The sequence below is a fragment of the Pokkaliibacter sp. CJK22405 genome (assembly GCF_046614695.1).
GTDB lineage: Bacteria > Pseudomonadota > Gammaproteobacteria > Pseudomonadales > Balneatricaceae > Pokkaliibacter.
The window spans coordinates 66,204-91,825 of the sequence record NZ_JBKKHQ010000013.1 but is presented as its reverse complement, the minus strand read 5'-3'; the positions used below and the strand labels follow the sequence as shown (position 1 = coordinate 91,825).

The following is a 25,622-nucleotide window of genomic DNA, read 5'->3' as shown; positions in this document are numbered from 1 at the left end:
ATCAAACAAGGAATGGCACGATGCAATGCACAAGTTGTAAAGCGGGTACGCTGGTTGAAGGTAACATGGACCAACTTTTCCGCGCGCACACCTGCTCTCACTGCGGTGGTAACTGGATCCTGATTGAGGATTTCGTCGCCTGGAAAGATAACCACCCGAATTACCCTTTCTCGACCTCGCTCCTTTTCAGCGAAGCGGATGCCGTCGATACCCCCAGCGCGATGCTCTGCCCGGATTCCGGCGTATTGATGCAGCGTTACCGCATGTCGGCCCGACATAACCATCGTCTGGATTACAGCGCCACTGTGGGTGGCATCTGGCTGGATAAAGGCGAGTGGGAGCTGCTGAAAAGCGAAGGCCTGGCCGGTTCGCTGAACAGCATCCTGACGTTGCACTGGCAAAAGAAGCTGAAAAACACCACCGCCAAGGAAGCCTTTACCGAGCTGTATCAGGGCAAGTTTGGTGATGAGGACTACTCCCGCGTGAAGGAAATCCGCGCCTGGCTGAACAGTCATCCGCGCAAGGCCGATGTGCGTGCCTATCTGCTGGCGACGGACCCATACTCGGCAGAACGTTAAGCGGCAACGCTACCCGGTGAAAACAAAAACGGCGAAGGTGACTCCTTCGCCGTTTTGCGTTCTGGCGCGGTGATATTGAGCTTTGCGCGCGTTCGCTGATCCTGAAAAAGTCGTTACTCAGCCAGCCCGAGGGCGGCAATGGCCGAGCGGGCCAGTTCATCATCCTGCGTATAACTACCGCCGGAGATACCGATTGCGCCGATAATCTGCCCGTGCCGGCGCAGGGCAATGCCACCGGCAACAGGCATCATGCGTGGAGTATTGGCCAGCGGAGCGACTCTGGGGTTGGCCATATAGTCATTCCACTCGGCGGTGGAGAAGCCAAAGGAGGCGGCGGTCCAGGCTTTGTCCATCGCTACCTGCGCCGTCAGAAAGGGCGCATCATCGCTGCGGGCAAAAGCGCGCAAGGCGCCGCCGCTATCCACCACCGCCACGGCGACCGGGAAACCGGCCTCGCGAGCTCCGGCAAGACTCCGGGCCAACAGGTTTTCTGCAGCCTGCAGACTCAGCTGCGCTGTGGGGATCAGATAAGTCCCGGTATCAGTCATCGGCTTGCCATCCTTCCAGCACCAGCTTGCCGCACATCGAACCGCTTTCCACTTCGCGGTGGGCGCTGATGAGATTGCTGACATTAATCGGCGACAGGGTTTTGTTGAGGGTGGGGCGAATCACTTGCTCATCCACCAGCTGGGCGACGGCGGCCAGTAACTCACCCTGAGCGGCGATATCCGCCGTGGTGAAGAGAGAGCGGGTAAACATCAGCTCCCAGTGCACTGACAGGGATTTCTCCTTGAAGCGTCGAATATCCAGGGTTTCCGGGTCATCAATCAGTACCAGTCGGCCCTGCACGGCAAGCAGCTGGGCAATGTCCGCCAGATGCTGGTCGGTGTGGGTGGTGGAGAACACAAAGGCCGGTGCGCCAAGGCCGAGGGCGTCGATCTGTGCTGGCAGTGGCTGGCTGTGGTCAATCACATGGTGGGCGCCCAGCTCCTTCACCCAGGCGCGGGTTTCCTCGCGGGAGGCGGTGGCAATCACGGTGAGGTCGGTTAACTGGCGCGCCAGCTGAATGGCGATGGAGCCCACTCCACCGGCGCCGCCAATGATCAGAATGGCGGGCGTCGCACCGGGAACCGGGCGGTTCACATTCAGGCGGTCAAACAGGCCTTCCCAGGCGGTGATGGTCGTCAGCGGCAGAGACGCCGCCGCTGCCCAGTCGAGGGTAGTCGGCTTTTTGGCGACGATGCGCTCATCCACCAGCTGATATTCGGCATTACTGCCCGCGCGGGTGATATCCCCGGCGTACCAGACTTCATCACCCGGCACGAAGCCTTCCACTTCAGGCCCCACGGCAGTCACGATACCCGCCGCATCCCAGCCCAGTACGCGATAGCCTTCCGGGCGACTGGCCGGGTCGGCATTCTGGCGCAGTTTCACATCCACCGGATTGACGGAGATGGCTTTGACCTGCACCAGCAGGTCGCGGCCTGTGGCTTCAGGGCGGGGCAGTTCCAGCAGTTGCAGGGCATCGGCGCGGTCGATGGGGCCGTTGTGGGTGAAGGCGATGGTTTTCATGCAGGGCTTCCTTCTGTCAAATGAGGCTCTACAATGACGTACAGAGAAAAATGCGACTACGCACAAAAAACGCTACTAGTGTGCTTATCTGTACTTAGTGAAGTTTTTCACCAGTAGTGACAAAAAGTGCAGGTAGTATCAAAAAGGATACTGTAATGGCCAAAGCCCGACATTCCCGCCTCGACTGTAACCCCGGCTGCGCCGTGGAAGCCGCCATCAGCCTGATTGACGGTAAATGGAAGTGCGTGATTCTCTGGCACCTGCGTGAATCCGGCGTGCTGCGCTTCAATGAACTGCGCCGAAATCTGCCGGGCGTCACCCAGCGCATGCTTACCAACCAGCTGCGTGAGCTGGAAGTCGATGGGCTGATCGAGCGAGAGGTGTATCCGCAGGTGCCGCCCAAGGTGGAATACAGTCTGTCTGAACGCGGTAAGAGCCTGTCACCAATTCTGGAAGCGCTGAAGGCGTGGGGCGATGACAACCTGAGCCTGTTTGATGAGCGTCGCAAGGTGACGGAAGCGTCCTGAGAACATGGCCATAACGCCTTGATGCGTTCCCGGCAGTGAAACCGGCTGCCGCAAGACAGACTGTTGAGCCGCAGCCGAAAGCGCAGCCACCGCACTTTGGCCTATAGTCATTCAGGCTGTGGAGAAAGGCTGGCCGCTTGCGCACCGCGTGCAGGCGCCCGGCGAACCCGACTGATCTGATGGCAAGGAGCCTTCAATGCGCTTACCCCTTTCCTTTGCGTTGCGACCACTGGCCGCAGCGATTCCTCTGTCGATTTTTGCCCTCTCCGGCCTGCCGGTGGCCGAGGCAGCGTCCCTGCCTGCGGTCGAGGCTCAGCACGGCATGGTGGTGAGTTCCCAGCGGCTGGCCTCGCAGATTGGGGTCGATATTTTGAAAGCCGGCGGCAACGCGGTCGATGCGGCCGTGGCCGTGGGCTATGCCCAGGCGGTGGTGAACCCTTGCTGCGGTAATATCGGCGGCGGTGGTTTTATGACGCTGCACTTAGCCGATGGCAAAGACACCTTTATCGACTTTCGTGAGCAGGCACCGGCCGCGGCGACGGCGGATATGTATCTGGATGCCAAGGGCGAGCTGAAAAAAGGTGCGAGCCTCTACGGTTATCTGGCCGCCGGCGTGCCCGGTACGGTGCGCGGTCTGGAAATGGCCCTTGTGCAGTACGGTAGCCACAAACTCAGCCGTGAACAGATTATGGCGCCGGCGATCAAACTTGCCCGCGACGGCTTTGTGCTGACCCGCGCCGATACCGATGTGCTGGATACTTCCATCGACAAGTTCAAGGCTGATCCGGTTTCCGCCAAAATCTTCCTGCGCCCCGACGGTACGCCGATGCAACCGGGTGATCGTCTGGTGCAGACGGACCTGGCCAACACCCTTGAGCGTATCGCCAAAGAAGGCCCCAGTGCTTTCTACGAAGGCGAGATTCCCAAAGCCGTGGAAACCGCGTCCAGTCAGGGTGGCGGCATCCTGACGGCGAAGGATTTCGCCAGCTACAAGGCCGTCGAGCGCCTGCCCGTCGAGTGCAGTTACCGCGGCTATGAATTTATCTCTGCGCCACCGCCCAGCTCCGGCGGTACCACTATGTGCGAGATTCTGAATATCCTCGAAGGTTATGACATCAAGGGCATGGGTTACGGCTCGGCGATGTCGGTGCATTACATGACCGAGGCCATGCGCCACGCCTACCTTGACCGCAACACCCTGCTGGGCGACCCGGATTTTGTCGATGTGCCGCTGAAAAAGCTGCTGAGCAAAGACTACGCCGCCTCCCTGCGCAAAGAGATTCAGGCCGATAAAGCCACGCCCTCCAGCGAAGTTCAGCCCGGTGTCGGCCCCCATGAGAAGCCCGAAACCACCCATTATTCCATCGTCGATGAAGCCGGTAATGCGGTGTCTACGACCTACACCATTAACGGGCGCTTCGGCGCTGGCGTGATTGCGCCCGGTACCGGCTTCTTCCTCAATGATGAGATGGATGACTTCACCGCCAAAGTCGGCGCGAAAAACATGTATGGCCTGGTGCAGGGCAAGGCAAACAGTATCGTGCCGGGTAAACGGCCGCTGTCGTCCATGTCGCCGACGCTGGTGACGCGGGATGGCAAGATCTATCTGGTGGTTGGCTCACCCGGTGGTTCGCGCATTATCACCATCACGCTGGAAACGGTGATGAATATCATCGACCACGGCATGGCGCCGCAGGCGGCGGTGGATGCGCCACGCATTCATCACCAGTGGCAGCCCGATGTGGTGTATTTCGAGGAAGGTGGCCTGTCGCCCGATACCCAGAAACTGCTGACGCAGATGGGTTATACCCTGAAGGAGCAAACTCCCTGGGGGGCAGCCGAGCTGATTATGGTTGGCCTGCCGCATAAAGAGGGCGATACCGCCAGTTCCGGTAACGATGGCGCGGTGTCCGGCAAGGTCCGCGAAGGTTATCTGTACGGTGCCAATGACCCACGTCGCCCTGCGGGAGCGGCGATCGGTTATTAAGCGAACCGCTTAGCTGACAAAGTAAAACCCGCCGTGTGGCGGGTTTTTTTATGAACCGGGCGCGGCTTGAGTGTCAGCCAAGATCAAGGCCGCTGATTCCCAGCCCCGTAACGGCAGCGCTGCTATCGACCGGCGTTGCGGGGCGGCTGGGCGCGGTGGCATTGGCGACGGCCTGATCCAGCGAGCTGCTCATGTAATAAAACCCCTGGGCCTGAGCGCGGTGCAGCGCGCCTTTATCCTTCTCGCTGTCGTTCAGATATTTACGCGCGGTGTCAGCGTCCCACTTGAGCGGGCGAAGCCCGGTACCGAGGGCTTCCAGACGGCTCGACATACCGTTGGCACAAAGAATATGCGGTAGCGTCAGACCCTGATCATCCCGCAGGTTGAGCACCAGATCGCGGATATTGGCGGGGTAGTCGTGGTAGTTCAGTACTTCCAGTGCCTTTTCGAGCGTCGCGGTGAACTCCGAAGGCCCAAGGGCGAGGGGATGAGCATTGCCCTGATGCAGCAACTCGCCCAGTTCATCTTCCTTCATGCCCATAAAAGGCAGGCCGCCCAGAAAGGTGGCGGCGCCCAGAATATTGCCCTGATGCACGGCAATGCCAAGAGCGGTAAAGCCATCCACTTCGGCGCGCAGCAGGCTTTGTTTGTCCTGAGTATTCAGACAGGGGCACTCGCACACTCCCATCAGATACGCATCACAGGCGCGGGTCCTGGCGTGCTCCATCGCGCTGTAATACGCCGGGTCGCCGCTCGGGGTGCGGATATCGAGAATGGCCTTGACTGCCTCCCGGTGTTCCGGGCCAGCCTTTTTCAGCAGATCAAACAAGGCGGTCAGGCCACTGCTGTTATTGGCGTCCATCAGGCGTTGCAGCACCGGGCCGGACTGTTCGGGCCGCAGGATATGAAGCACATCGGCCATGGGCAGCCCGGCTTTGTCCAGCAGCTTTAAGTAGCGGGCGAAGTCAGGGTTGCCGGCGCGCAGGGTGCTGAAGTCATCCAGGGATTTGCGCTGGGATTCCAGCGGCGTCTGGCCATCACACTTCTGGGTCAGCACATCGGCTTTCTTGGCGCCGGGCAGTTCCAGCGTGCGCATCATCTCGCACAGGTCGCCCAGAATGGAGCTTTCCGGGGAAAAGCGCAGTTGGGAGGCAATCAGCGAGTTCGTGGCGCCCAGGGTGGCATTCGGTGAGGTGTCGAAGTAGGGCACAGCGGCAGCGCCGGTAATTCCGTCCTGCTTCATGCGCTCAGCCAGATCCTTCATGGTCTGGTGCTGTTTGTGGTTGACCAGCTGTTCGATCAGGTGCGGTGAAACGGTATCACTGACCGAGGCGCCGTCGGGAATCAGGTACGCCGTTTTTTTATTCAGCGGCGGAATGTCTTCACTCAGCGCCAGGGAAAACGTCACGTCTTTAGCGGGCGGTTTGCTCTGGGTGTAGTGGGAGAAGAACGGCAGGGCCTCTGCCATCGTCAGCTTGCGCAGGCTTTCAATGTCATCGGTGACGATGCGCCGGTGCTTATTGGTGATGTTAGGGTCATAGAAGCTGGCGGTAATACGGCGGTCGTTATCCTTGCTTTGCAGATGCACGGCCATGGCGTGGGTGGCCGTCAGCAACAGAATGCGCCCCTCGCGCTTGTTATTGCTGCGCAGATACTGGGCGGCATCGGCCAGATAATTCCCCAGGCCACCGGCAGTCAGCAGGTTGGCTTTGCCATCGGCACTGGCAACGAGGGTGTTCTGGATGCCTGCGGTGCGGTCCTCCGCTTCATCGTAATCGCTGAAATACTCGCGGAGCTTGTCCAGACTGGCGGCGCCTTCGTTCAGAAAATCACGCCCGGCGCTGTACGGCGGATAGCTTTTCTCCTCCAGAGGCTCCCCTGCAGCGATGGCCGCTTCGCGCAACGCCTTTTTAAAGATGGCATTGGAGGCTTCGGCCGGGCCGTCGTTATTCAGGTCGGGATAGAGGTAATGCACCGCCAGATGGCGACAGTAGATGTAGTTAAGCTCGTTCTCGTACTTTTTGCTTTTCAGCTGCAACTGGCCATTAAGGTGCTGCGGATCGCCCAGCTGCTGACTCTCGTAGGCGTGGCGCTTGAACTCAGGAATCGGCGACTTAGGCCGTTGCGGCGTACTTGGCGGCTGGCAGCTGGTCAGCGGGTGCATCAGGCTGTCCGCATCACTGATGGTACTGGCGGGAGACTGTGGCTCCTCCTGCTGGCCTGCATGAATCGAGTTGCCGGCAATGATGGGTGGCGCGTAGAGACCATGAATAGGCAAGGGCATGTCGGATTCCTGACGACAAAAAGCATCTGCCCCTCAGTGGATGCCTGGAATCACAGGTTCCCCGCAGGGCGTGAGAAATATTCAATTACACAATTATTGTTAATGGTTACATAAGGGAGTAAAAAAGGTGCAATGATCTTCTGTCTTTTAGGCAGTCAGTCCCTATAATTGATCAAAGAATAGTCAACGGCGCAGATAGTGCCGTTTTTTAACTGCGAGGGCTAACCCATGGCCATTTCCTTTTCTTCCAATACTTCAACGTCAGCACTGGACCGTTTCCAGCAGACGCAGAAAGAGCAGAACGAAAAGCTGGCATCGGGGCTGCGGATTAATAGTGCGGCCGATGATGCAGCAGGTCTGCAAATCGCCAACCGCCTGACGTCCACAGAGTCTGAGGCAACTCAGCGCGCCTACAACTCGCTGGACCAGATTAACCTCAATAACATTCAGGACAGCCAGTTAAGCGCGATTAACGATAACCTTCAGCGCATGAACGAGCTGTCAGTGAAAGCCGGAAACCCGCTGTATGCCGGTTCTGATGCGATTCAGCAGGAGCTGGATAACCTGACGGCCAGCACTAATGCACTGGCTTCCGAAGCGCTGGGACAGGATAACTTCCTCTCAGGCGTCAGTGCCTCTGACCCGGCAGCCCTGCAAAGCACCCTCAACAGTGCTTTCTCCACCGTGAATGATGCTGCGACCACCAACGGCGCGAATTCCAACGCGCTGCAGAGTCAGGCCAATACCTATCAGCTGGTGGCCGTGAATACTGCGGCGGCGCGTCAGCGTATCAACGAAACCGATTACGCCAGCACCATCAGCGAACAGTCGCAGAATTCCGTGCTGGGTCAGGCTGCGTTGACAGTACAGCGTGACCGTCAGGCACAGCAGGGCTTGTTGATTAACACGCTGGTGTGATGCTATCTCCCCAATGACTCAGCGTTGCCAAAAGCAGCGTTCCCTTGAGCCGGACTCAGGGGAATAATGAATACCCGCCCTGTGCGGGTATTTTTTTGTGCTGAACCTATCTGTTTTTGACTTTTCCAAGTGAGTTAAGCGACACGCTGACCTGAGGAGCATTCGGGTGAACACTGAAGTAGCGAAAGAGACGACTAACGGCACGGCCACCGCGGTGCAGATCGCGATTTGCCAGCCAGCGCGCCATCAGACCGGCATTGCCGAGCTGATCGTGCCGATCCAGCAGCAGGAGTTCAATATCCCCATTACCTTTGAGGACCAGCCGGATCTTCGCCAGATTGAAAGCTTCTACCAGCATGGCAAGGGGAATTTCTGGGTCGCGCTGGATGGCGACAAGGTGGTGGGGTCGATTGCGCTGCTGGATATCGGCAATGATCAGGCCGCACTTCGCAAAATGTTCGTTCACCCCGAGTACCGTGGCCGCGAGCGCGGTGTCGCCGCTGCATTGCTGGCGACCCTGATTGCCTGGTCGCGGGAGCAACAGCTGGAGGAAATCTATCTGGGGACGACGTCCGCTTTTCTGGCGGCTCACCGTTTCTATGAAAAACACGGCTTTCTGCGCATTGAACCTGAGGCGTTACCCGAACGTTTCCCGGTGATGCAGGTTGATACGTGTTTCTATGCCCTCTCACTTGCTGAAGGTCAGGACTGACAGCACAAGTTCAACAGCGGTGTTCGCTGTGCGCAGTGAAGCGCCGCCATGACAAAAAGGATGATGACAATGGCACGCCCCTGTGTACTTGGCGCTTCGGCCCTACCGGAGTTTTTACAGTCGCCGCTGGAGAAGGATTTCGAATTCCACGACCGGCTGCACAAGAAAGATCCTGCCGCCTTTGCTGAAATCGCACCGCGAATACGTGGCCTGATTGTCGGTGGCGGCAGTCCGGTGACCAAAGAGCTGCTCGATCAGCTGCCCGCGCTGGAAGTGATTTCCGTTTTCGCCGTGGGCTACGACAAGGTGGATGTCGCCGCCGCCAAGGCCCGAGGTATTCCGGTGTCCCACACCCCGGATGTACTGACGGACGATGTGGCCGACCTGTCCATGGCGCTGATGTTCAATATTGCCCGCCAACTGCCCGCCGCCGACCGCTTTGTGCGCGATGGCAACTGGGCGCAGGGTGCCTTCCCGTTACAGCGTAAAGTCTCCGGTGCCCGTCTTGGCATCATGGGGCTGGGCCGTATCGGGCGTGCCATTGCCAAACGCGGCGAAGCCCTCGGTATGCACGTGGGCTATCACTCCCGTACCCGCAAATTCGATGTGGACTACACCTTTCACGACTCCCTCAACGAGCTGGCCACGGCGTCAGATTTTCTGGTGATTGCCGCCTACGGTGGCCCAAGCACTGAAGGTCTGGTGGATGAGTCTGTGCTCGAAGCGCTGGGCAAGAAAGGCTATCTGATCAACATTGCCCGCGGCTCCATCATTGATGAACCCGCACTGCTGGATGCGCTGGAGCAGGGTCGTATCGCGGGGGCAGGGCTCGATGTGTTCGCCACCGAACCCGGCATTAATGAGCGTTTCCTGAGTCTGCCCAATGTGGTGCTGGCACCACACGTGGGCAGCGCCACCTGGCAGACCCGTCAGGCCATGGCGCAGCTGGCTCACGCCAATCTGGAGGCGCATTTTGCCGGAGGCAAACTTTTGACACCGGTGCCGGAGTCATGAACCGCTGAGTTCAGCCCGGCGACCTAACGATGGAGAAACACGAGGATGGACACGCTCAGACAGTCAGAGACGCTGCGCTACGGCGATAAGCGTTCGCAAGCCGACACGGGCGATCTGCCTCGTCGGGATGAAGTGACCCGCCGCTACCTGAGCCAGTTATTGCCCGAGGTGGGCGGTCCGTTGCTGGGGTTGCAGTACAGTGATGGCTTACGGCTGGCCCGCGCGGCAGGCGGTGATCTGGACATCGTTTGCGTCGATGGTGATGGGGATCTGATCAGCCATGCCCGACAGCAAAAAGAGGCCGAGCGCATCAGCTTTATCCATGCTGACCCGTTGGCATACGAGCCACCCTGGCGCTTCGGGCTGGTGCTGATGAGCCATCATCGGCTGCAGTATCTGCTGGATGAAACCCGTTTGCAGGGCTGCCTTGAGCGGGTATCCGACTGGCTAAATGATCAGGGCGTGTTTGTCTTCGATCTGCGCTTGCCGACACCGGAACAGCTGCATCCCATCGAGGAAGAAGTTGAGCTGGCGCGGTATCTGGATGAGGGCTGTCATGAAGTGGTGGAGTATGCCACGCGCTACTACGACAGCATCAGCCAGTGCCAGACCTGGCATAAGCGCATCCTGCGCAAGGGTGAGGAAGAGCACCAGCAGGTGCGCCTGCGTTACACCTCGCAGGAACAGCTCGAAAGTCTGCTCTATGAGGCGGGCCTTGAAGTGCAGGCTCGTTTCCGTGACTGGGAGCTGAACCCTTTCCGCGAGGGGGATTCCCACATTGTTTATCGCGTCGGCAAAATTCATCGCTGAGGCAACAACAAGGCTGCCGGACGCTACGTCCGGTGGCTTTTGCTCTATTTCACCGTAACCTTACCTCTCCTCGCTCATCCGCTAGCGCAAACCCGCAGGTGATATCCCGCATTGTCAGTGTGCGAAAAGTAATCAATTGCTTGGCGTGAATCGCACAAATAAGGTATGAAAGGCGTTACACCTAAAAAATACCTTGAGAGCAATGTATGAGCGCCTATGCAGTTCCAGAGGCAGCCGTTAACAAGGCTTTGAGCAAAGCCGGGTTTGCCGATAACTCCCGTTTTTCCTCCCCGACATTTCCCGCGATGGGGCGCCGACTTGCCCTCGCGCTGGTGATCGGCGCCTGCGGTCTGCCCGGCATCAGTGCCGCCGCGACCTGGATGACTGTCGATCAGGACTCCTTCAATTACGCTTCGCAAACGCCGGAAAATTCGACCTTCAATACCTGGTTCTGGCGTGAGGACTCCGCCGCCAGTCACCGCTTTAATGTCAGCGATGTGGATGGTTGCACGGCGGAAAAACCCTGCGTGGCTCTCACGGCCAGCGCCTATGCGGTGAACACGGCCTACACCAACGCCGAGATGTACAACAACAGCTGCAGCAAAGGTGCTTCGGACAGCAAAATGGCTGCTGTGGATAAAGCCGCAGAGGCCGTCGGTGCCTCAGCGGAGAAAGCCGGTAAAGCCCAGCAGACAGAGGCCGCGACCTCCGCTGATGCCTCCCAGCAGCTGGCGACCCTTGGCCTGAGTGTCTGGGGCAAGGCGTTGCAGCGGCACGTTACCACGCTGTGTGATCAGCCTTATCCGTACCAAAGTGCCAAAAGCCCTCTCACCCCCAAAGGCATCACTTCCTCCTGGAGCCATAACGCGCCGGTCCATCTTGAGTCGAATCCGCTATCGATGACGCTCTATGATGTCGAAGCCGACTGGAAAGCCACCCGCGATATCGTCTTTAACAACCCGTACCGGGCGGATATTAATGATTCGCTGTTGCTGACCACCGAGATCCGTGCGACCACCCAAAATCAGGGTGGCAGCCGTGGCTGGGGGTTCTGGAATACCACCATGGACCCGGGCATGATGCAGCTGGCGTGGTTTATGGAGTACAGCATGCCGCAGAGCGACACTAAGGACGGCCAGTCCAATCGCACCCTGCTGATGCAGACCATCGGCCGCACGGAAGATGGCAAAAGCCTGCGCTATTGCTCCACGGTGCTCGATTCGAAGGAGTTCAGCATTTATGACTGGCACACCTATAAAATCGAGCTGCGTTATGACGGTGTGCAGTATCTGGTCGATGGCAGGAAAGTGGCCGATCATCGCCAAATTAACCTGGAAAAACCCATGGCGTTCCACAATTGGGTGGATAACCGCAATTACCTCCAGAAGAACGACTCCGAGCCTGCCAACTTCCCGCTGACACAAGCCAAAGAAAACTATATTCGCCAGTTTTCGGTGGAGTCGACGCCTGCCGCCACACTGCCTGCACCGGAAGGCGAGGCGCTGGGCTCCTGCACCACCCTGAGCGAAGGCGTGATACTGAGTGATCTTCTGAAAATGCTGTTGAAAGACGCGCAGTTCTGAGCGGAATTAACGCGCACCTATAGGATTCAGCTCTAGGCTACCAGCCTGTAGTCTGAATCAACGCAGTGATGCCCGCCCGCCGTTGAGTCTCGGCGGGTGGGTGTTATGCTGAGGGGCAATGCTGTCTGCGGGCAGCGCCGATTTTGCCTCACCATGCCTTTGACAGGACGCAGCATGACAACCACGGTTTCCCAGGTTCACTCCCGTCTGACGGCCCTTCGCCAGGCGATGCACTCTGCAGGCGTTGATGCCTGCCTGATTCCTTCCGCTGACCCTCATCTTTCTGAATACCTGCCCGAACGCTGGCAAGGCCGCGCCTGGCTGTCCGGCTTTACCGGCTCGGTCGGCACGCTGATTGTGCTGAAAGACTGGGCGGGTCTGTGGGTTGATAGCCGCTACTGGGAGCAGGCGGCCAGCCAACTGGCGGGCACCGGCATTGAGCTGATGAAGCTGGTGGCGGTTCAGCAGGTCGGTTGGGTTGACTGGCTGGCAGAGCATCTGGCCGATGGCAACAGCATCGCTGTGGATGGTCAGGTACTGAGCCTTGGCCTCACCCGTCTGCTGGAGCAAAAGCTGCTGGGCACCGGTATTCAGCTGCGGGCGGATCTGGATCTGCTTGAGAGTATCTGGCCTGACCGGGCGAGCCTGCCGCAGGCGCCGGTCTATCCACATCCTGAACCCTACGCGGTGGCTTCCCGTGCGGATCGTCTGGCACAGGTACGCGAAGCGATGAAGGCCGCCGGTGCGGACTGGCTGCTGATCTCCACCGTGGATGATCTGGCCTGGGTGACGGGGCTTCGTGGTGCTGATGTCGACTACAACCCGGTGTTTGTCGGTCACTTGCTGCTCGGTCAGGAACGCGGTCTGTTATTCGTGGCCGAGGGCAAGGTGGATCAGGCACTGCTGGCGGCGCTGGAAGATGATGACATCGCCGTCGAGCCTTACGATGCCATTGCCGGGGCGCTGTCGTCCCTGCCTGTGGATGCCACGTTGATGTATGACCCGGCGCGAGTGACCGGCGGCATTGTCGGTGCCGTGGCAGAGGGCGTAAAACGGGTTGAGCAGATTGGCCCGACGACGCTACTGAAATCACGCAAATCGGCAGCGGAAGCAGCGCATATCCGTGAAGCCATGGCCGAGGATGGCGCGGCGCTGTGTGAGTTCTTCGCCTGGCTGGAAGAGGCGCTGGCGCGGGGCGAGAGTATTACCGAGCTGACCATTGATGAGCAGATTACCGCTGCCCGTGCCCGTCGGCCGAATTATATCTGCCCAAGCTTTGCCACCATTGCGGGCTTCAATGCCAACGGCGCGCTGCCGCATTATCGGGCAACGCAGGAAGCCCACAGTGTGATTGAAGGCGATGGTCTGTTGCTGATCGATTCGGGTGGTCAGTACCTCGGTGGGACCACGGATATCACCCGCGTGGTGCCTGTTGGTGAAACCTCTGCAGCGCAAAAACGCGATGTGGCGCTGGTGTTCAAAGGCATGATGGCCTTGTCACGGGCGCAATTCCCTCACGGCATCAAATCGCCGCAACTGGATGCCATTGCCCGTGCGCCTCTGTGGGCAGAAGGTATCGATTATGGCCACGGCACGGGTCATGGCGTTGGTTATTTCCTCAACGTGCATGAAGGCCCGCAGGTGATTTCCTACCATGCCCAGCCTGCGCCCCAGACCACCATGCTGCCCGGCATGATCACCTCCATCGAGCCCGGTATTTACCGACCCGGCAAATGGGGTGTGCGCATTGAGAATCTGGTGATGAATCAGGATCTGGGCGAGCTTGAGTTCGGCAGCTATCTGGCTTTTGAAACGTTGACCTTGTGCCCGATTGACACCCGTTGTATGGATCTTGGCTTGCTGCAGGAGGATGAGAAGTCCTGGCTCAATACTTACCATGCGCTGGTGCGCGAGCGTTTGCTGCCCAAGGTAAGCGGCAGTGCGCGTGACTGGTTGGTACGGCGTACCGAACCTGTCTGAGCCCTTTAGAGCAGGCGCAAGCAATCGCACAGATACAAAAAAGCCCGGCATCAGCCGGGCTTTTTTATTCAGGCGGAGCGTTTACTGCTTGTCAGCATCAACGCGCTCGTCCCAGAACTCAGCATTCTTGATGCCCAGTTTGCTTGGGCGGAATACCGGGTTCAGACCCTGCTTACGCTGGGCTTCGTAGTCTTTCAGTGCCAGCAGCGCAGGACGCTGCATGATCAGGATGGCGATGATGTTCAGCCATGCCATGATCCCTACACCGACGTCACCCATACCCCAGGCAACGCTGGCAGACTTGATGCTGCCGTAGAACACCGCACCCATCAGCACGACGCGCAGCAGCAGGCTCAGGCCAGGCAGACGCAGACGGTTGGTGATGTAGGTCACGTTGGTTTCAGCGATGTAGTAGTAGGCAATGATGGTGGTGAAAGCGAAGAACAGCAGCGCGATAGCAACGAAGGCATCACCAAAACCTGGCAGCAGGGTTTCAACCGCCATCTGGGTGTAGCCCGGGCCCGCTTCAACACCTTTCAGGTTTTCCACCAGGAAACCGCCTGCAGGGTTAACCACGTTGTAAGCACCGGTCAGCAGAATCATCAGCGCGGTGGCAGTACAAACGAACAGGGTGTCAACGTACACGGAGAAGCCCTGAACCAGACCCTGTTTGGCAGGGTGGGAAACTTCAGCCGCCGCTGCCGCGTGAGGCGCAGTACCCTGACCGGCTTCGTTGGAGTAAATACCACGCTTTACACCCCACTGAACGGCCAGACCGATCACCGCACCAAAGCCTGCTTCCATGTTGAAAGCGCTTTTGAAGATCAGTGCGAAAACGGAACCCAGCTGCTCAACGTTCATGGCGATGATGATGATTGCCACGATGATGTAGCCCAGCGCCATGAAAGGTACGACAACTTCCGCGAAGCTGGCGATACGCTTGATGCCACCGAAGATGATCAGGCCCAGCGCCACAGTCACGGCCGCGCCGGTGACAGAAGTGGAGATGCCGAAGGCATGCTCAACACCGGAAGCGATGGAGTTCGCCTGAACGCCTGGCAGCAGCAGACCGGCACCGATGATGGTGGCGAAAGCGAAGATCATGGCATACCACTTCTGACCCATGCCCTTCTCGATGAAGTAAGCAGGGCCACCACGGTACTGGCCATCTTCTTTTTCTTTGTAGATCTGCGCCAGCGTGGCTTCAACGTACGCGGTGCTCGCGCCGAGGAAGGCAACAGCCCACATCCAGAAGACGGCACCAGGGCCACCGAAAGTGATCGCAGAGGCAACACCGGCAATGTTACCGGTACCTACACGGCCTGACAGGGACAGGGTCAGGGCCTGGAAAGAGGAGACTCCGCTTGCAGAGGGTTTGCCTTCGAACATCAGGGAAACCATTTCCTTGATGTGGCGAACCTGCAGGAAGCGAGTACGCAGGGAGAAGTAGCAACCTACCAGCAGGCAAAGGCCGATCAGGTAGTTACTCCAGATGTAGCTATTGAGCACGTCGACAATGTTAGCCATGTCAGAGGGGACCTCATGCAATGGTGATTTTTATCGTTATCTGCACACAGGCACAGGAAAATTTGCTTCCGCTGTGGTGGCATCGTTTTGTCGGCCTAATGTGACCGGATGTCGATCATACTGGCCGCTTCTTGGGTTTTAGGGCGCGCTGAAAATACTCGTAATACTTTGGTTTGACAAGAAATAACTTGCGTTCATTTATTAATGGAAATCAACCACTTGGTTAGTTAATAGCCAGTAAAACCGGCTAATTAGTGAGCAAAAGGTGGCGTAATTCGCACCTGCGAAATGCTTTTCTGTGCACCAATACAGGGGCCAAGCAAGGCTGCTATGAGGACGAATCGTGGGCACGAAGAGATATGCGAAAAAGGCGATACATGCTGAAGTCGCGCGACTTTGCAGGCGTTTTTATGGTGCGAGGATGCCCTGCTCAGAAAGGCGGATGACTCAGTGGTGAGTATCGTGGCAGGCAAGCCATGGCAAGTGGGATCAGCGAGCAAGAGAAAAGCAGGGCCGGAGGCGCTAATTACGCTCCGGTCCCGATGATAAGACTCAGTGTTTTGTGGTGGCGTCAAAAAACTTCAGCACCTGAACACCATCTTCACGAACGGCTGGTCCCTGGTTGACCCGGGTCTGAATCAGCTCTTCTTCCTTGTGGTCAGGCTGGCCGTCCAGTCGCATGGAATCGGCAAAGTCGCAGGCCACGCATTCCCGATATTCACGCTCTTCGTCGCGATACATGCGGATGGTGTCCTGTTTGGCGCAGCGTGGGCACACCGCACCGGCAATAAAACGTTTAATCACGGTTCTTCTCCTCCGCCTCAGAGCGGCCCGATAGTATACGGGCCACTCGGGCGGGTGTCAGTCGTTGTCGTGCCTCAGGCAGCGAGACCCGAATGACGCAGCAAGGGCTCAATGTCGGGTTCGCGGCCACGGAAGGCTTTGAACAGCTCCATCGCCGGTTGGCTGCCGCCTTTTTCCAGAATGCACTCCTGGAAGCGCTTGCCCGTTGCCTGATTGAAAATCCCTTCCTCTTCAAAGGCGCTGAAGGCATCCGCCGACAGCACTTCGGCCCACTTGTAGCTGTAATAGCCTGCGGCGTAACCACCGGCGAAAATGTGGCTGAAGGAGTGAGCGAAACGGTTGTAGCTCGGCGGAATCATCACCGCGACTTCTTTGCGGACGCTATCCAGTACCGCTTGGACATCAGTGCCGGGCTTGCCTTCAGCGGCAGGCTGATAGTCGCGGTGCAGCAGGAAGTCGAACAGGGCGAACTCAATCTGGCGCAGCATCATCATCGCGGCCTGGAAGTTCTTCGCCGCGAGCATCTTGTCCAGCAGCTCTGCAGGCAGAGGCTCGCCGGTCTGGTAATGGCCGCTCATCAGGTCCAGCGCTTCTTTCTCCCAGCACCAGTTTTCCAGAAACTGCGAAGGCAGCTCGACCGCATCCCAGGCCACGCCATTGATGCCGGACACGCTACCCACATCGACCTGCGTCAGCATGTGGTGCAGGCCGTGGCCAAACTCATGGAACAGGGTGGTGACTTCGTTATGGGTCAGCAGGGATTTCTTGTTGCCGACGGGCGGCGTGAAGTTGCACACCAGATAGGCGATGGGTAGCTGAATGCTGCCATCCAGACGCTGACGGCGAACCCGGCAGTCGTCCATCCAGGCGCCGCCGCGTTTGCCCTGGCGCGCGTACAGATCCAGGAAGAAGCGGGCGATGGGCTGTCCGTCGCGGCTCAGCTCATAAAAGCTCACATCCTTGTGATAGGTGTCTTCCAGGGTCAGCTCCTTGACCTGAATGCCATACAGGCGCTCGACCACCGCAAACAGACCATCAATGACCTTTGGAACGGGGAAATACGGGCGCAGGTCTTCCTGAGAAATTGCGTAGCGGGCCACGCGCAGTTTCTCGCTTACATAGGCCACATCCCAGGCTTCAAGGCTGTCGATGCCCAGTTCCTCTTTGGCATAAGCGCGCAGCTCAGCCAGTTCCTGCTCGGCGGCAGGGCGTGAACGGGTCGCCAGTTCGCGCAGGAAATCCACCACCTGATCCGTGCTTTCGGCCATTTTGGTCGCCAGCGACAATTCGGCATAGTTGGCGAAGCCCAGCACTTCGGCCTCTTCCTTGCGCAGCTCCAGAATCTCGGTCATCAGCGCGGAGTTATCGAACTCGCCGCCATTCGGGCCGGTTTCTGAGGCTTTGGTGCTGTTGGCGACATACACCTCTTCACGCAGGGCGCGGTCGTCACAGAAGTTAAGAATCGGATAGAAGGCCGGGAAGTCGAGAGTGATCAGATACCCTTCCTGACCTCGCTGTTCGGCATTTTGTGCCAGCAACTCAATACTGGATTCCGGTACGCCCGGCAGCTGGTCGGCACTGTCGAGGCGCTTGGTCCAGGCTTGTGTGGCATCCAGCACATTATTGGAGAAGGTGCTGGTGATGGCCGACAGACGCTGGCTGATCTCACCGTAACGCTTTTGCTGCTCTTCCGGCAGATCAATACCGGAAAGGCGGAAGTCACGCAGGGCATGTTCGATGGTCGCCTGACGTGCCGCATTGAGCTGGCTGAACTCAGGGCTGTCAGCCAGACGCTGGTAGGCCTTGAACAGACCCTGATGCTGGCCCAGACGGGTGCTGTATTCGGACAGCAGCGGCATGGTTTCGTCATAGGCTTTGCGCAATTCCGGGGAGTTGGCAACCGCATTCAGGTGGCCAACAGGGGAAAATGCGGAGTTCAGGCGGTCGTAGGCTTCTTCCAGCGGGGCGACAAAAGTGTCCCAGCCCGGGGAATCCTGCTGGCTCAGGCGATCGGCCTCGGCCAGAGCATCGGCGATCAGCGTCTTGGTGCCGGGCACGACGTGCTCGGGTTTGATGGCGCTGAACGGAGGAAGTTCGTGGCTTTCCAGCAAGGGGTTGTGCTGCTCGTGAGACATACAATCATCCTTAAACGGTGAAGGGGAAGAGGGCACGTGTGCTGGCCTTCTGCAGCGCAAACTCTGCGCTGGCTCTATCTGCACTATATAGGTACGAAATCGTCGCTTTCTACCCATGGAATAAAATGTTGTGGCGGGCTGAGCGCGAACATGGCGGATCTGATCTCCCTGTGTTCAGGCTCACGCCGATATTGCCATTGGCGGGTTTTGCCTGCAGGAAAAGGCTTCTGCAGGATGATGAGCTGCAAAAATCGCGCGTAACTGTTAAAACCGTGCCGCGCTGACAAAAATGGCGCGAAAGACAATCCGGTACACTGAGCGCCTTTGATGGTATGTGGCTCAGTTCATCCTTCCTGGAACTTAAAAGAGACTGCGATGAAGATCAGAACCTTTCGTGGCGTGACGCCGACTCTGGGTGAGCGCGTCATGGTGGATGACAGTGCTGTGGTCATTGGCGATGTCGAGCTGGGCGCCGATGTGTCGGTATGGCCGATGGCGGTGATCCGTGGCGACATGCATCGTATCCGCATAGGTGCGCGCACCAGCGTGCAGGATGGCGCGGTGCTGCACATCACCCACGCAAGCCGCTTTAACCCTGATGGCTATCCGCTGACAGTGGGTGACGATGTCACCATCGGCCATCAGGCCACCCTGCACGGCTGCACTTTAGGCAGTCGCATTCTGGTCGGCATGGGCGCGCGAGTGCTGGACGGCGCCGTGGTGGAGGATGAGGTCATCATCGGTGCTGGTGCCTTGGTGCCACCGGGTAAACGGCTGGAATCCGGTTATCTCTATGTCGGCAGCCCTGCCAAACAGGCGCGCGCGCTGACCGAGCAGGAGCGTCAGTTTTTCACCTACAGCGCCGGTAACTACGTGCGTTTGAAGGATGAATATCTCGCCGAGGCAGCTTCTGAGGCCTAAGCGGCGTAACTCAGAGTGAAACGCGCTGCCATTTCTGCGATGACTTGAGTACAATTCCATCCTTTCGGTTTGGAATGAGCATTTTTTGCTCGCGAAACGGGTCTCCGGGACGAGGCCCTGTATCAGTAGAGAAACGCTTAATGACGCATTCGCCTTACAGCAAAGACTTTCCTGTGTCCTGGGATGAGTTACACCGCAACGCCCGGGCGCTTTCCTGGCGACTTCTGGAAATGGGCCCATGGAAAGGCATCATCGCCATTACCCGTGGCGGACTGGTGCCCGCGGCGATTATCGCCCGTGAACTGGACCTGCGTCTGATCGACACCCTTTGCGTGGTCAGCTACTCCAGCAAGCACGCTGGCGGTGCAGCGCAGCAGCAAGGGGATGTGCATGTGCTTAAAGGCGTGGAGGGTGACGGCGAAGGCATGTTGTTAATCGACGATCTGGTCGATACCGGTAAAACCGCCAAAGCGGTGCGGGAAATGCTGCCCAAGGCGCACTTTGCGACGATTTACGCCAAACCCGCGGGCAAACCGCTGGTCGATACCTTTATCACCGAGGTCAGTCAGGACACCTGGATTCGCTTCCCCTGGGATATGGAATACGCCTTCTCTACACCGCTGGCAGAACGCCGCGGCTGATCCTCTGGCGCGCCGCTTTGCGGCGCGGGTTTTGGCTCAGTTTCCTCTTAAGTGCTGACATAAACTATGCCAGCACTTCATCTGTGCTCTATTCGGTGTTTTCTGGAGAAAATGGTGGGATCGTATACTTTTCACCATTTTTTTCGCAGTCATCTACAATTCCGTGCCAAGCCGCTTCAGTAATAAGATAGGTGCTGCCATTGATATCGTCTTCAGATTTGACGGTATCACGTCCTAAGACCAGCTCTTTCCGTGCTAATGCCATGCTGTCGACTTGGGTCTCCTCATCATCTCCGCCTTGCCATAGAATAATTTCCAGTTGTTCTTGCCAGTGTACCCATACTTGCATGTTTCCATTAGTCCACTGATAACCAACAATACAGAAATGATTTGTCTGATCATTTTTGTTGAATCTTGATATACGAGTCTTAATGGAAGGCTCGGGAAAAGAAAAGTACTCGTTCGCTGATGTGTCAAAACGGTTTTTTGGCTGATTCTCAGAGCTAAATGGGGAACTGGGTATGTCGCTACCAAATGCGGTATTTAACGCTAAAGAGTAGATGATAAAAGAAAATACTAATATATATCTTTTAAATAAAAGGTAAGGTGTCATGTTATTTTCTGCCTTTGCTTGATTCTTGAATAAAAGACTCGGTAAGCGTGTAGAAGTCCTGTCCTCCTTTGCTGGAAAAGAGTACAAAGTTCTTACCCGGAGATGCCGCACCACTGCTTCTCCATGCATACAGTTTGGTTATGCAGGGGTCTTCTCCAAGATTGCTTTCGCTTAAGCGTGCAGTAGCCATAGCCAGTTCTATGTAGTTCCGATATTCTTTATTTTTTATATGGGAACCATCATTTGCAATCTTAATATATTTAGCTAGATTTTCACTAAGTGTAGAAGATAGTCTAGGATAATTTGAAAAGCCTTCTACTTGATTTGGTGCTTTAATAAAATCGAACAGATTATGAATATCCTTGCCAGCACCAAAAAACTCCGATCCTAGTTTCATTCTGTTTATGAATACAAAGCGCATCCATTTCATACACTCCTCAACTTCACTACTGTTATAGCCCGGCAAACCAGGCGTAATATTCTCCACCAGCAGCATGCGCGTCAGCATTCCTTCGTCTGTATTTTCTGCAGGGAGCTTTATCTCTGGGAGCACCTCTACTTCCAGTGATGCTGTTGTCGGGTCTTTTTTAGGCTGAGGTGAGGTATCGTCATTAATGAAGGCGTCGAGAAAGGTTTGCTGGCGGGTGACGATGCCCTCACGACGTACATCAATACGCAGTGACTGCTCAAGCATCCGGTCATTGACCTGAACAGCAGTGACCTTCAGCAATTGAGGGTTACGGCTTTTGAGAATGATATGGCGGCGATTGCTGCCCAGTCCTTCTACTTTGATCGGCAGGCTGTTACCCGCTACCAGGGTGATCTTGTTACTCAGTGGAGCGCGATTATTGCGATAAAGCTTGGCCATTGGTCTGTCCTTGTTGCCCGATAAAGCCAGAAAACGCACCCAAGTGCGTTTGAGTCGCGGAAGAACAGCTGACAATTGGCATCGATCAGGTGCGAATGAGGAGGTGCTTCACCCTCCTGCTGGCAGCCTTGCGAGGCCAAAAAATATTCATCATCCGTGATGCCCGGCAACATACTCCGAAGGTTCTGCTCCGGCAAGTGGGGAGTTTAGTCATGTGTGACGCTTCACTGTGCTTGCCGATTTTCCTTTCGTCGAAATGAAATTCCATCAGGCAGATTATCCTGTCTTTATCGTCTTTTCTGCGCTCTGAACGGTTCGGCGAAGTTGGCGTCTTTTGGCGTTGTTCGAGCCGCTGTCGGCCCCTATTCACAGGCTGTTGCCGGAATTTCGTCTTAACCAAATGAGATTCACTCTCGGTAATTGTTTACAGCTCGATTTAAATTTTACGGTCAGTATCCGTTTTAAATGCCTTGGTTGAGCCATTTGTCAGGGTTTGTTAGGGTATTTGGCTTTGAGCAATAAATAGAACTCTAATTATTGCCATGACAGACATTGATAATAAGAGAGGTAGATACCCGCCATGTGTGGCCTAGCAGGAGAGCTTCGCTTTACCGACGGACCGAGCCAACTCGCAGTACTGGAACGCATGAACGAGCGCCACCGCGCCCGTGGACCTCATGGGGAAGGTATTTTTCATCAAAACCGCATTACCCTCGGCCATCGTCGCCTGAAGGTAATGGATTTATCCGATCAGTCGGCCCAGCCGATGGTGGATCAGGGCCTGGGCCTCGCCCTGGTGTTCAATGGCGCCATTTACAACTACCGTGAGTTGCGCCATGAGCTGCAGGACATGGGCTATGCCTTCCACTCAGACGGCGATACCGAGGTGATTCTCAAGGCGTTTCATGCCTGGGGCGAAAACTGCTTTAGCCGCTTTAACGGCATGTTCGCCATCGCCATTTGGAATGAGGTGCGTCAGGAGCTGACGCTGGCCCGCGACCGTCTGGGCATCAAACCGCTGTATTACAGTCAGGACGCTGAGCACTTGGTGTTCGGTTCGACCCTGCCCGCGATTCTGGAAGACCCGCGCGTTAGCCGTGAGCTGGACCCGGAAGCCCTGCATTACTACCTGCACTTCCATTCCGTGGTGCCTGCGCCGCTGACAATGGTGAAAGCCATTCGCAAGCTGGAACCCGGTCACTGGATGAAGGTGCTGGCCGATGGCCGTACCCGCACCCAGCGCTGGTGGCAGCTGGAGTTCGGCATGCAGGAAGCTGACCGTGCCCGTACCGAAAAAGACTGGGAAGACGGTCTTCTGGAACAGCTTCGCTCCTCCGTGGCGCGTCGTAATGTCGCGGCGGTGGATGTCGGTGTGCTCTTGTCCGGCGGCGTGGATTCCAGCCTGCTGACGGCATTGCTGCATGAGGTAAAGCCGGATCTGCACACCTATTCCATCGGTTTTGATGAGGTGAACGGTGAGAAGGGCGATGAGTTTATGTACTCCGACCTGATCGCCCGTCACTTCGGCACCAGACATGAGAAAATCCAGATCGCCCCCGAGCGCATGATGTCGGCGTTGCCCAAAGCGATCAGCGCCATGTCTGAGCCGATGGTCAGCCATGACTGCGTGGCGTTTTATCTGCTCTCTGAAGAGGTCAGCAAAACCTGCCGCGTGGTGCAGAGTGGTCAGGGTGCGGATGAGATCTTTGCCGGTTATCACTGGTATCCGCCGCTGGCGCGCACCATCAACCCGGTGAACAGCTACCGCGCCGCCTTCTTCGACCGCAGCTACGAAGAATTCATTCAGACCGTGCAACCTGCCTGGCAGACGGCGGATCTGGCCGGTGAGTTCGTGCGCAGTCATTTTGCCCGTTACGGTGCCGATGATCCGGTCGACAAAGCCCTGCGCCTGGATACGCAGGTGATGCTGGTGGATGACCCGGTCAAGCGTGTGGATACCATGACCATGGCGCATAGCCTTGAAGCCCGCGTGCCGTTCCTGGATCACGAGCTGGTCGAGTATGCCGCGCGAATTCCCGCCCAGTACAAGCTGGCGCAGGACGGTAAGGGCATTCTTAAGCAGGTGTCGCGCCGTTTGATTCCTAATGAGGTGATTGACCGTCCGAAGGGTTACTTCCCGGTGCCTGCGCTCAAATACCTGCGCGGCGATGTGCTGGATCAGGTGCAGGAAGCGCTGATGGGGCAGAAAGCCCGCGAGCGTGGCCTGTTCCGTACGGAGTACGTCGAGCATTTGCTGGCGCGTCCGGATGAGCATATTACGCCGCTGCGTGGCTCCAAGCTCTGGCAGCTCGGCCTTCTGGAAATGTGGTTGCAGGAACAAGGAATCTGACCGTGAGCATCAGTCACCGTGCCCGCATGCTGAAACGCCGCCAACCTTCCTATGACCATTTGCAGGCGGCTCGTCACCGCGGCTCGGAGCAGACGCCTGACATCAAGCCTGATGTCAGCCTGCACTGCGGCTGGGGACGACTGCTGTTTGGTCACACCTTCCAGAGTGAGGAAGCCATGGCGGCGGCCTTGCTGACGGAAACCAGGGGTGATCGGGACATCGCCTTTTATGTGGCGCGTCCCCATGTGGTGGTCAGTCAGGACCCGCAGCGGCTGTTTCTTGACCCTTCTGACAGCTTCCGTTTGTGGCTGAATGAATACCAGTCCAAGCGTGATCCGGTGAAGGGCATTCGGGTGCGGCGTCTGCGCACGGAGGAGGACCTGCAGCGGGTCAATGCGATCTACCAGCGTTGCCGCATGCAGTGCCTTGATCCTGAGGTGGTGATGCCGCTTCGCCACTCCCGCGAGCAGATTTACCTGCTGGCTGAGGATATGCGCGATGGCCGTGTGCTGGGTGCGATTCTCGGCATCAACCACGGTTTGGCCTTTAACGATCCGGAATCCGGCTCCAGTCTCTGGTCACTGGCGGTCGATCCGGATTGCCCGTTGCCCCAAGTAGGTGAAGCGCTGGTGCGCCATCTGGCGGAAAAGCTGCTGACCCTTCGCTGTACCTATCTTGATCTCTCGGTGCTGCACACCAACACTGCCGCCATCACCCTGTATGAGCGGTTGGGCTTTCGGCAGATTCAGACCTTCGCGGTGAAAAAGCGCAACGCCATTAATCAGGCGCTGTATACCGATACCACGGCGCTGGAATCCCTCAATCCTTATGCACGCATCATTGTTGATGAGGCGCTGCGTCGCGGCATTCATGTGGATGTGGAAGACGCTGAACACAATATTTTTGTGCTGAGCTGGGGCGGGCGGCATATCCGCTGCCACGAGAGCCTGTCTGATCTCACCCCGGCCACTGCCATGACTCTCTGTCAGAACAAGTGGCTGACTCAGCGCTGCCTCAACCGGGCGGGAATTCGTACTCCACAGGGCCGCTTGCTGGAGTGGGAGGAAAGCACTGATGGTCTGTTTGAGCACCTCGGTGAGCGTCTGGTGGTGAAACCCCATAACGGCGAGCAGGGCAAAGGCATTGCGGTGGATATCCGCACGCCGGAATCCCTTGAAGCGGCTGTCGCTGAAGCGCGGCGCTATTCCTCGCAGGTGTTGGTCGAGCCGTTCTGCAGCGGGCATGACCTGCGCATTCTGGTGATTAACGATGAAGTGGTCGCGGCGGCGATTCGTAAACCGGCCACCGTCATCGGCACCGGTCAGCACGATATCAATACCCTGATTGACCGAACCAGTCGTCGTCGTGCCGCCATGACCGGTGGAGAAAGCCGCATCCCGCGCGACAGTGAAACCCAGCGTTGTGTTGAGGAAGCAGGCTATGCCCTGACGGATATCCTGCCGGAAGGTCAGGCATTGGCGGTGCGCAAGACGGCCAACTTGCACACCGGCGGCGTGTTGGAGGATGTGACTGATATCCTGCACCCGACACTGCGTGATGCTGCGCTTGAAGCGGCGCGGGCGCTGCAGATTCCGGTCACCGGCATCGATATGCTGGTGCCTGATGCGGCCGAACCCGACTACGTGCTGATCGAGGCCAACGAGCGGCCGGGGCTGGCGAATCATGAGCCTCATCCCACCGCCGAGCGCTTTATCGACATGTTGTTTCCAACCACGCGTCAGGGGTAATCCATCGCTCTGGCGAGGCTTTAACCGGCCGCGTCCCAACGAATAACAGG

21 protein-coding genes are annotated in these 25,622 nt (G+C 57.4%); 13 read left to right on the top strand and 8 right to left on the bottom strand.

Annotated elements, in window-relative coordinates; genetic code table 11:
• Positions 1-20: 20 nt before the first annotated feature.
• Positions 21-578, top strand: coding sequence for a zf-TFIIB domain-containing protein (locus ACKC9G_RS09370; protein WP_411404686.1), 558 nt, complete (start codon positions 21-23; stop codon positions 576-578).
• A 113-nt stretch (positions 579-691) separates the two neighbouring features.
• On the opposite strand, the gene ACKC9G_RS09365 is transcribed toward ACKC9G_RS09370, so the two are convergent.
• Positions 692-1,126, bottom strand: a complete 435-nt coding sequence (locus tag ACKC9G_RS09365; protein ID WP_411404685.1) for a GlcG/HbpS family heme-binding protein — start codon at positions 1,124-1,126, stop codon at positions 692-694.
• On the bottom strand, positions 1,119-2,150 hold the full coding sequence (locus ACKC9G_RS09360; RefSeq protein WP_411404684.1) for a zinc-binding alcohol dehydrogenase family protein: 1,032 nt from the start codon (positions 2,148-2,150) through the stop codon (positions 1,119-1,121). The genes ACKC9G_RS09365 and ACKC9G_RS09360 overlap by 8 nt, the downstream gene beginning before the upstream one ends.
• Positions 2,151-2,305: 155 nt before the next feature.
• Between ACKC9G_RS09360 and ACKC9G_RS09355 the strand changes: the two genes are divergently transcribed.
• Complete coding sequence (locus ACKC9G_RS09355) at positions 2,306-2,677, top strand: winged helix-turn-helix transcriptional regulator (protein WP_411404683.1); 372 nt, start codon at positions 2,306-2,308, stop codon at positions 2,675-2,677.
• A gap of 196 nt (positions 2,678-2,873) precedes the next feature.
• Positions 2,874-4,664, top strand: coding sequence for a gamma-glutamyltransferase (gene ggt / locus ACKC9G_RS09350; protein ID WP_411404682.1), 1,791 nt, complete (start codon positions 2,874-2,876; stop codon positions 4,662-4,664).
• Between the two features lie 73 nt (positions 4,665-4,737).
• On the opposite strand, the gene ACKC9G_RS09345 is transcribed toward ggt, so the two are convergent.
• Complete coding sequence (locus tag ACKC9G_RS09345; RefSeq protein WP_411404681.1) at positions 4,738-6,948, bottom strand: ShET2/EspL2 family type III secretion system effector toxin; 2,211 nt, start codon at positions 6,946-6,948, stop codon at positions 4,738-4,740.
• Between the two features lie 228 nt (positions 6,949-7,176).
• On the opposite strand from ACKC9G_RS09345, the gene ACKC9G_RS09340 reads away from it, so the two are divergent.
• The 6 genes from ACKC9G_RS09340 to ACKC9G_RS09315 all read left to right on the top strand — a co-directional run bounded on the left by ACKC9G_RS09340 (position 7,177) and on the right by ACKC9G_RS09315 (position 13,965).
• Positions 7,177-7,866: a flagellin gene (locus ACKC9G_RS09340; RefSeq protein WP_411404680.1), complete on the top strand. Its 690-nt coding sequence runs from the start codon at positions 7,177-7,179 to the stop codon at positions 7,864-7,866.
• A 166-nt stretch (positions 7,867-8,032) separates the two neighbouring features.
• A complete protein-coding gene (locus tag ACKC9G_RS09335) occupies positions 8,033-8,578 on the top strand; it encodes a GNAT family N-acetyltransferase (RefSeq protein ID WP_411404679.1) in 546 nt (181 codons plus the stop codon).
• A gap of 69 nt (positions 8,579-8,647) precedes the next feature.
• Complete coding sequence (locus ACKC9G_RS09330) at positions 8,648-9,592, top strand: 2-hydroxyacid dehydrogenase (RefSeq protein WP_411404678.1); 945 nt, start codon at positions 8,648-8,650, stop codon at positions 9,590-9,592.
• Between the two features lie 45 nt (positions 9,593-9,637).
• Positions 9,638-10,402 (top strand): class I SAM-dependent methyltransferase, encoded by a 765-nt coding sequence (locus ACKC9G_RS09325; protein WP_411404677.1) that lies wholly within the window; start codon positions 9,638-9,640, stop codon positions 10,400-10,402.
• A gap of 206 nt (positions 10,403-10,608) precedes the next feature.
• Positions 10,609-11,985 (top strand): hypothetical protein, encoded by a 1,377-nt coding sequence (locus ACKC9G_RS09320; RefSeq protein WP_411404676.1) that lies wholly within the window; start codon positions 10,609-10,611, stop codon positions 11,983-11,985.
• Between the two features lie 174 nt (positions 11,986-12,159).
• Entirely contained in the window at positions 12,160-13,965 is a 1,806-nt protein-coding gene (locus ACKC9G_RS09315) for an aminopeptidase P family protein (RefSeq protein ID WP_411404675.1), read from the top strand.
• An 81-nt stretch (positions 13,966-14,046) separates the two neighbouring features.
• On the opposite strand, the gene ACKC9G_RS09310 is transcribed toward ACKC9G_RS09315, so the two are convergent.
• The 3 genes from ACKC9G_RS09310 to prlC form a co-directional block, all read right to left on the bottom strand.
• Positions 14,047-15,492: an alanine/glycine:cation symporter family protein gene (locus ACKC9G_RS09310; protein WP_411404674.1), complete on the bottom strand. Its 1,446-nt coding sequence runs from the start codon at positions 15,490-15,492 to the stop codon at positions 14,047-14,049.
• Between the two features lie 552 nt (positions 15,493-16,044).
• The gene (locus ACKC9G_RS09305) at positions 16,045-16,296 is read right to left on the bottom strand and encodes a YheV family putative zinc ribbon protein (protein WP_411404673.1); all 252 of its coding nucleotides are present in this window, start codon (positions 16,294-16,296) and stop codon (positions 16,045-16,047) included.
• 74 nt (positions 16,297-16,370) lie between these two features.
• A complete protein-coding gene (prlC, locus tag ACKC9G_RS09300; protein WP_411404672.1) occupies positions 16,371-18,431 on the bottom strand; it encodes an oligopeptidase A in 2,061 nt (686 codons plus the stop codon).
• A gap of 375 nt (positions 18,432-18,806) precedes the next feature.
• On the opposite strand from prlC, the gene ACKC9G_RS09295 reads away from it, so the two are divergent.
• Together ACKC9G_RS09295 and gpt are read left to right on the top strand one after the other, a co-directional pair.
• Complete coding sequence (locus tag ACKC9G_RS09295) at positions 18,807-19,352, top strand: gamma carbonic anhydrase family protein (RefSeq protein WP_411404671.1); 546 nt, start codon at positions 18,807-18,809, stop codon at positions 19,350-19,352.
• 140 nt (positions 19,353-19,492) lie between these two features.
• A complete protein-coding gene (gene gpt, locus ACKC9G_RS09290; protein WP_411404670.1) occupies positions 19,493-19,993 on the top strand; it encodes a xanthine phosphoribosyltransferase in 501 nt (166 codons plus the stop codon).
• Between the two features lie 88 nt (positions 19,994-20,081).
• On the opposite strand, the gene ACKC9G_RS09285 is transcribed toward gpt, so the two are convergent.
• Positions 20,082-20,606: a hypothetical protein gene (locus ACKC9G_RS09285; RefSeq protein WP_411404669.1), complete on the bottom strand. Its 525-nt coding sequence runs from the start codon at positions 20,604-20,606 to the stop codon at positions 20,082-20,084.
• A gap of 1 nt (position 20,607) precedes the next feature.
• Positions 20,608-21,474: a hypothetical protein gene (locus ACKC9G_RS09280; RefSeq protein WP_411404668.1), complete on the bottom strand. Its 867-nt coding sequence runs from the start codon at positions 21,472-21,474 to the stop codon at positions 20,608-20,610.
• 580 nt (positions 21,475-22,054) lie between these two features.
• On the opposite strand from ACKC9G_RS09280, the gene ACKC9G_RS09275 reads away from it, so the two are divergent.
• Both ACKC9G_RS09275 and ngg read left to right on the top strand, forming a co-directional pair.
• Positions 22,055-23,824: an N-acetylglutaminylglutamine amidotransferase gene (locus tag ACKC9G_RS09275; RefSeq protein ID WP_411404667.1), complete on the top strand. Its 1,770-nt coding sequence runs from the start codon at positions 22,055-22,057 to the stop codon at positions 23,822-23,824.
• Between the two features lie 2 nt (positions 23,825-23,826).
• Positions 23,827-25,572, top strand: coding sequence for an N-acetylglutaminylglutamine synthetase (gene ngg, locus ACKC9G_RS09270; protein WP_411404666.1), 1,746 nt, complete (start codon positions 23,827-23,829; stop codon positions 25,570-25,572).
• Positions 25,573-25,622: the final 50 nt, after the last annotated feature.

Coding starts and splice junctions, on each gene's coding strand:
- ACKC9G_RS09370 (WP_411404686.1), top strand. CDS start 21: ATGCAATGCACAAGTTGTAAAGCGGGTACGCTGGTTGAAGGTAACATG.
- ACKC9G_RS09330 (WP_411404678.1), top strand. CDS start 8,648: ATGGCACGCCCCTGTGTACTTGGCGCTTCGGCCCTACCGGAGTTTTTA.
- ACKC9G_RS09295 (WP_411404671.1), top strand. CDS start 18,807: ATGAAGATCAGAACCTTTCGTGGCGTGACGCCGACTCTGGGTGAGCGC.
- ACKC9G_RS09325 (WP_411404677.1), top strand. CDS start 9,638: ATGGACACGCTCAGACAGTCAGAGACGCTGCGCTACGGCGATAAGCGT.
- ACKC9G_RS09315 (WP_411404675.1), top strand. CDS start 12,160: ATGACAACCACGGTTTCCCAGGTTCACTCCCGTCTGACGGCCCTTCGC.
- ACKC9G_RS09345 (WP_411404681.1), bottom strand. CDS start 6,948: ATGCCCTTGCCTATTCATGGTCTCTACGCGCCACCCATCATTGCCGGC.
- ACKC9G_RS09275 (WP_411404667.1), top strand. CDS start 22,055: ATGTGTGGCCTAGCAGGAGAGCTTCGCTTTACCGACGGACCGAGCCAA.
- ggt (WP_411404682.1), top strand. CDS start 2,874: ATGCGCTTACCCCTTTCCTTTGCGTTGCGACCACTGGCCGCAGCGATT.
- ACKC9G_RS09310 (WP_411404674.1), bottom strand. CDS start 15,492: ATGGCTAACATTGTCGACGTGCTCAATAGCTACATCTGGAGTAACTAC.
- prlC (WP_411404672.1), bottom strand. CDS start 18,431: ATGTCTCACGAGCAGCACAACCCCTTGCTGGAAAGCCACGAACTTCCT.
- ACKC9G_RS09340 (WP_411404680.1), top strand. CDS start 7,177: ATGGCCATTTCCTTTTCTTCCAATACTTCAACGTCAGCACTGGACCGT.
- ACKC9G_RS09365 (WP_411404685.1), bottom strand. CDS start 1,126: ATGACTGATACCGGGACTTATCTGATCCCCACAGCGCAGCTGAGTCTG.
- ACKC9G_RS09355 (WP_411404683.1), top strand. CDS start 2,306: ATGGCCAAAGCCCGACATTCCCGCCTCGACTGTAACCCCGGCTGCGCC.
- ACKC9G_RS09280 (WP_411404668.1), bottom strand. CDS start 21,474: ATGGCCAAGCTTTATCGCAATAATCGCGCTCCACTGAGTAACAAGATC.
- ACKC9G_RS09285 (WP_411404669.1), bottom strand. CDS start 20,606: ATGACACCTTACCTTTTATTTAAAAGATATATATTAGTATTTTCTTTT.
- gpt (WP_411404670.1), top strand. CDS start 19,493: ATGACGCATTCGCCTTACAGCAAAGACTTTCCTGTGTCCTGGGATGAG.
- ACKC9G_RS09360 (WP_411404684.1), bottom strand. CDS start 2,150: ATGAAAACCATCGCCTTCACCCACAACGGCCCCATCGACCGCGCCGAT.
- ACKC9G_RS09320 (WP_411404676.1), top strand. CDS start 10,609: ATGAGCGCCTATGCAGTTCCAGAGGCAGCCGTTAACAAGGCTTTGAGC.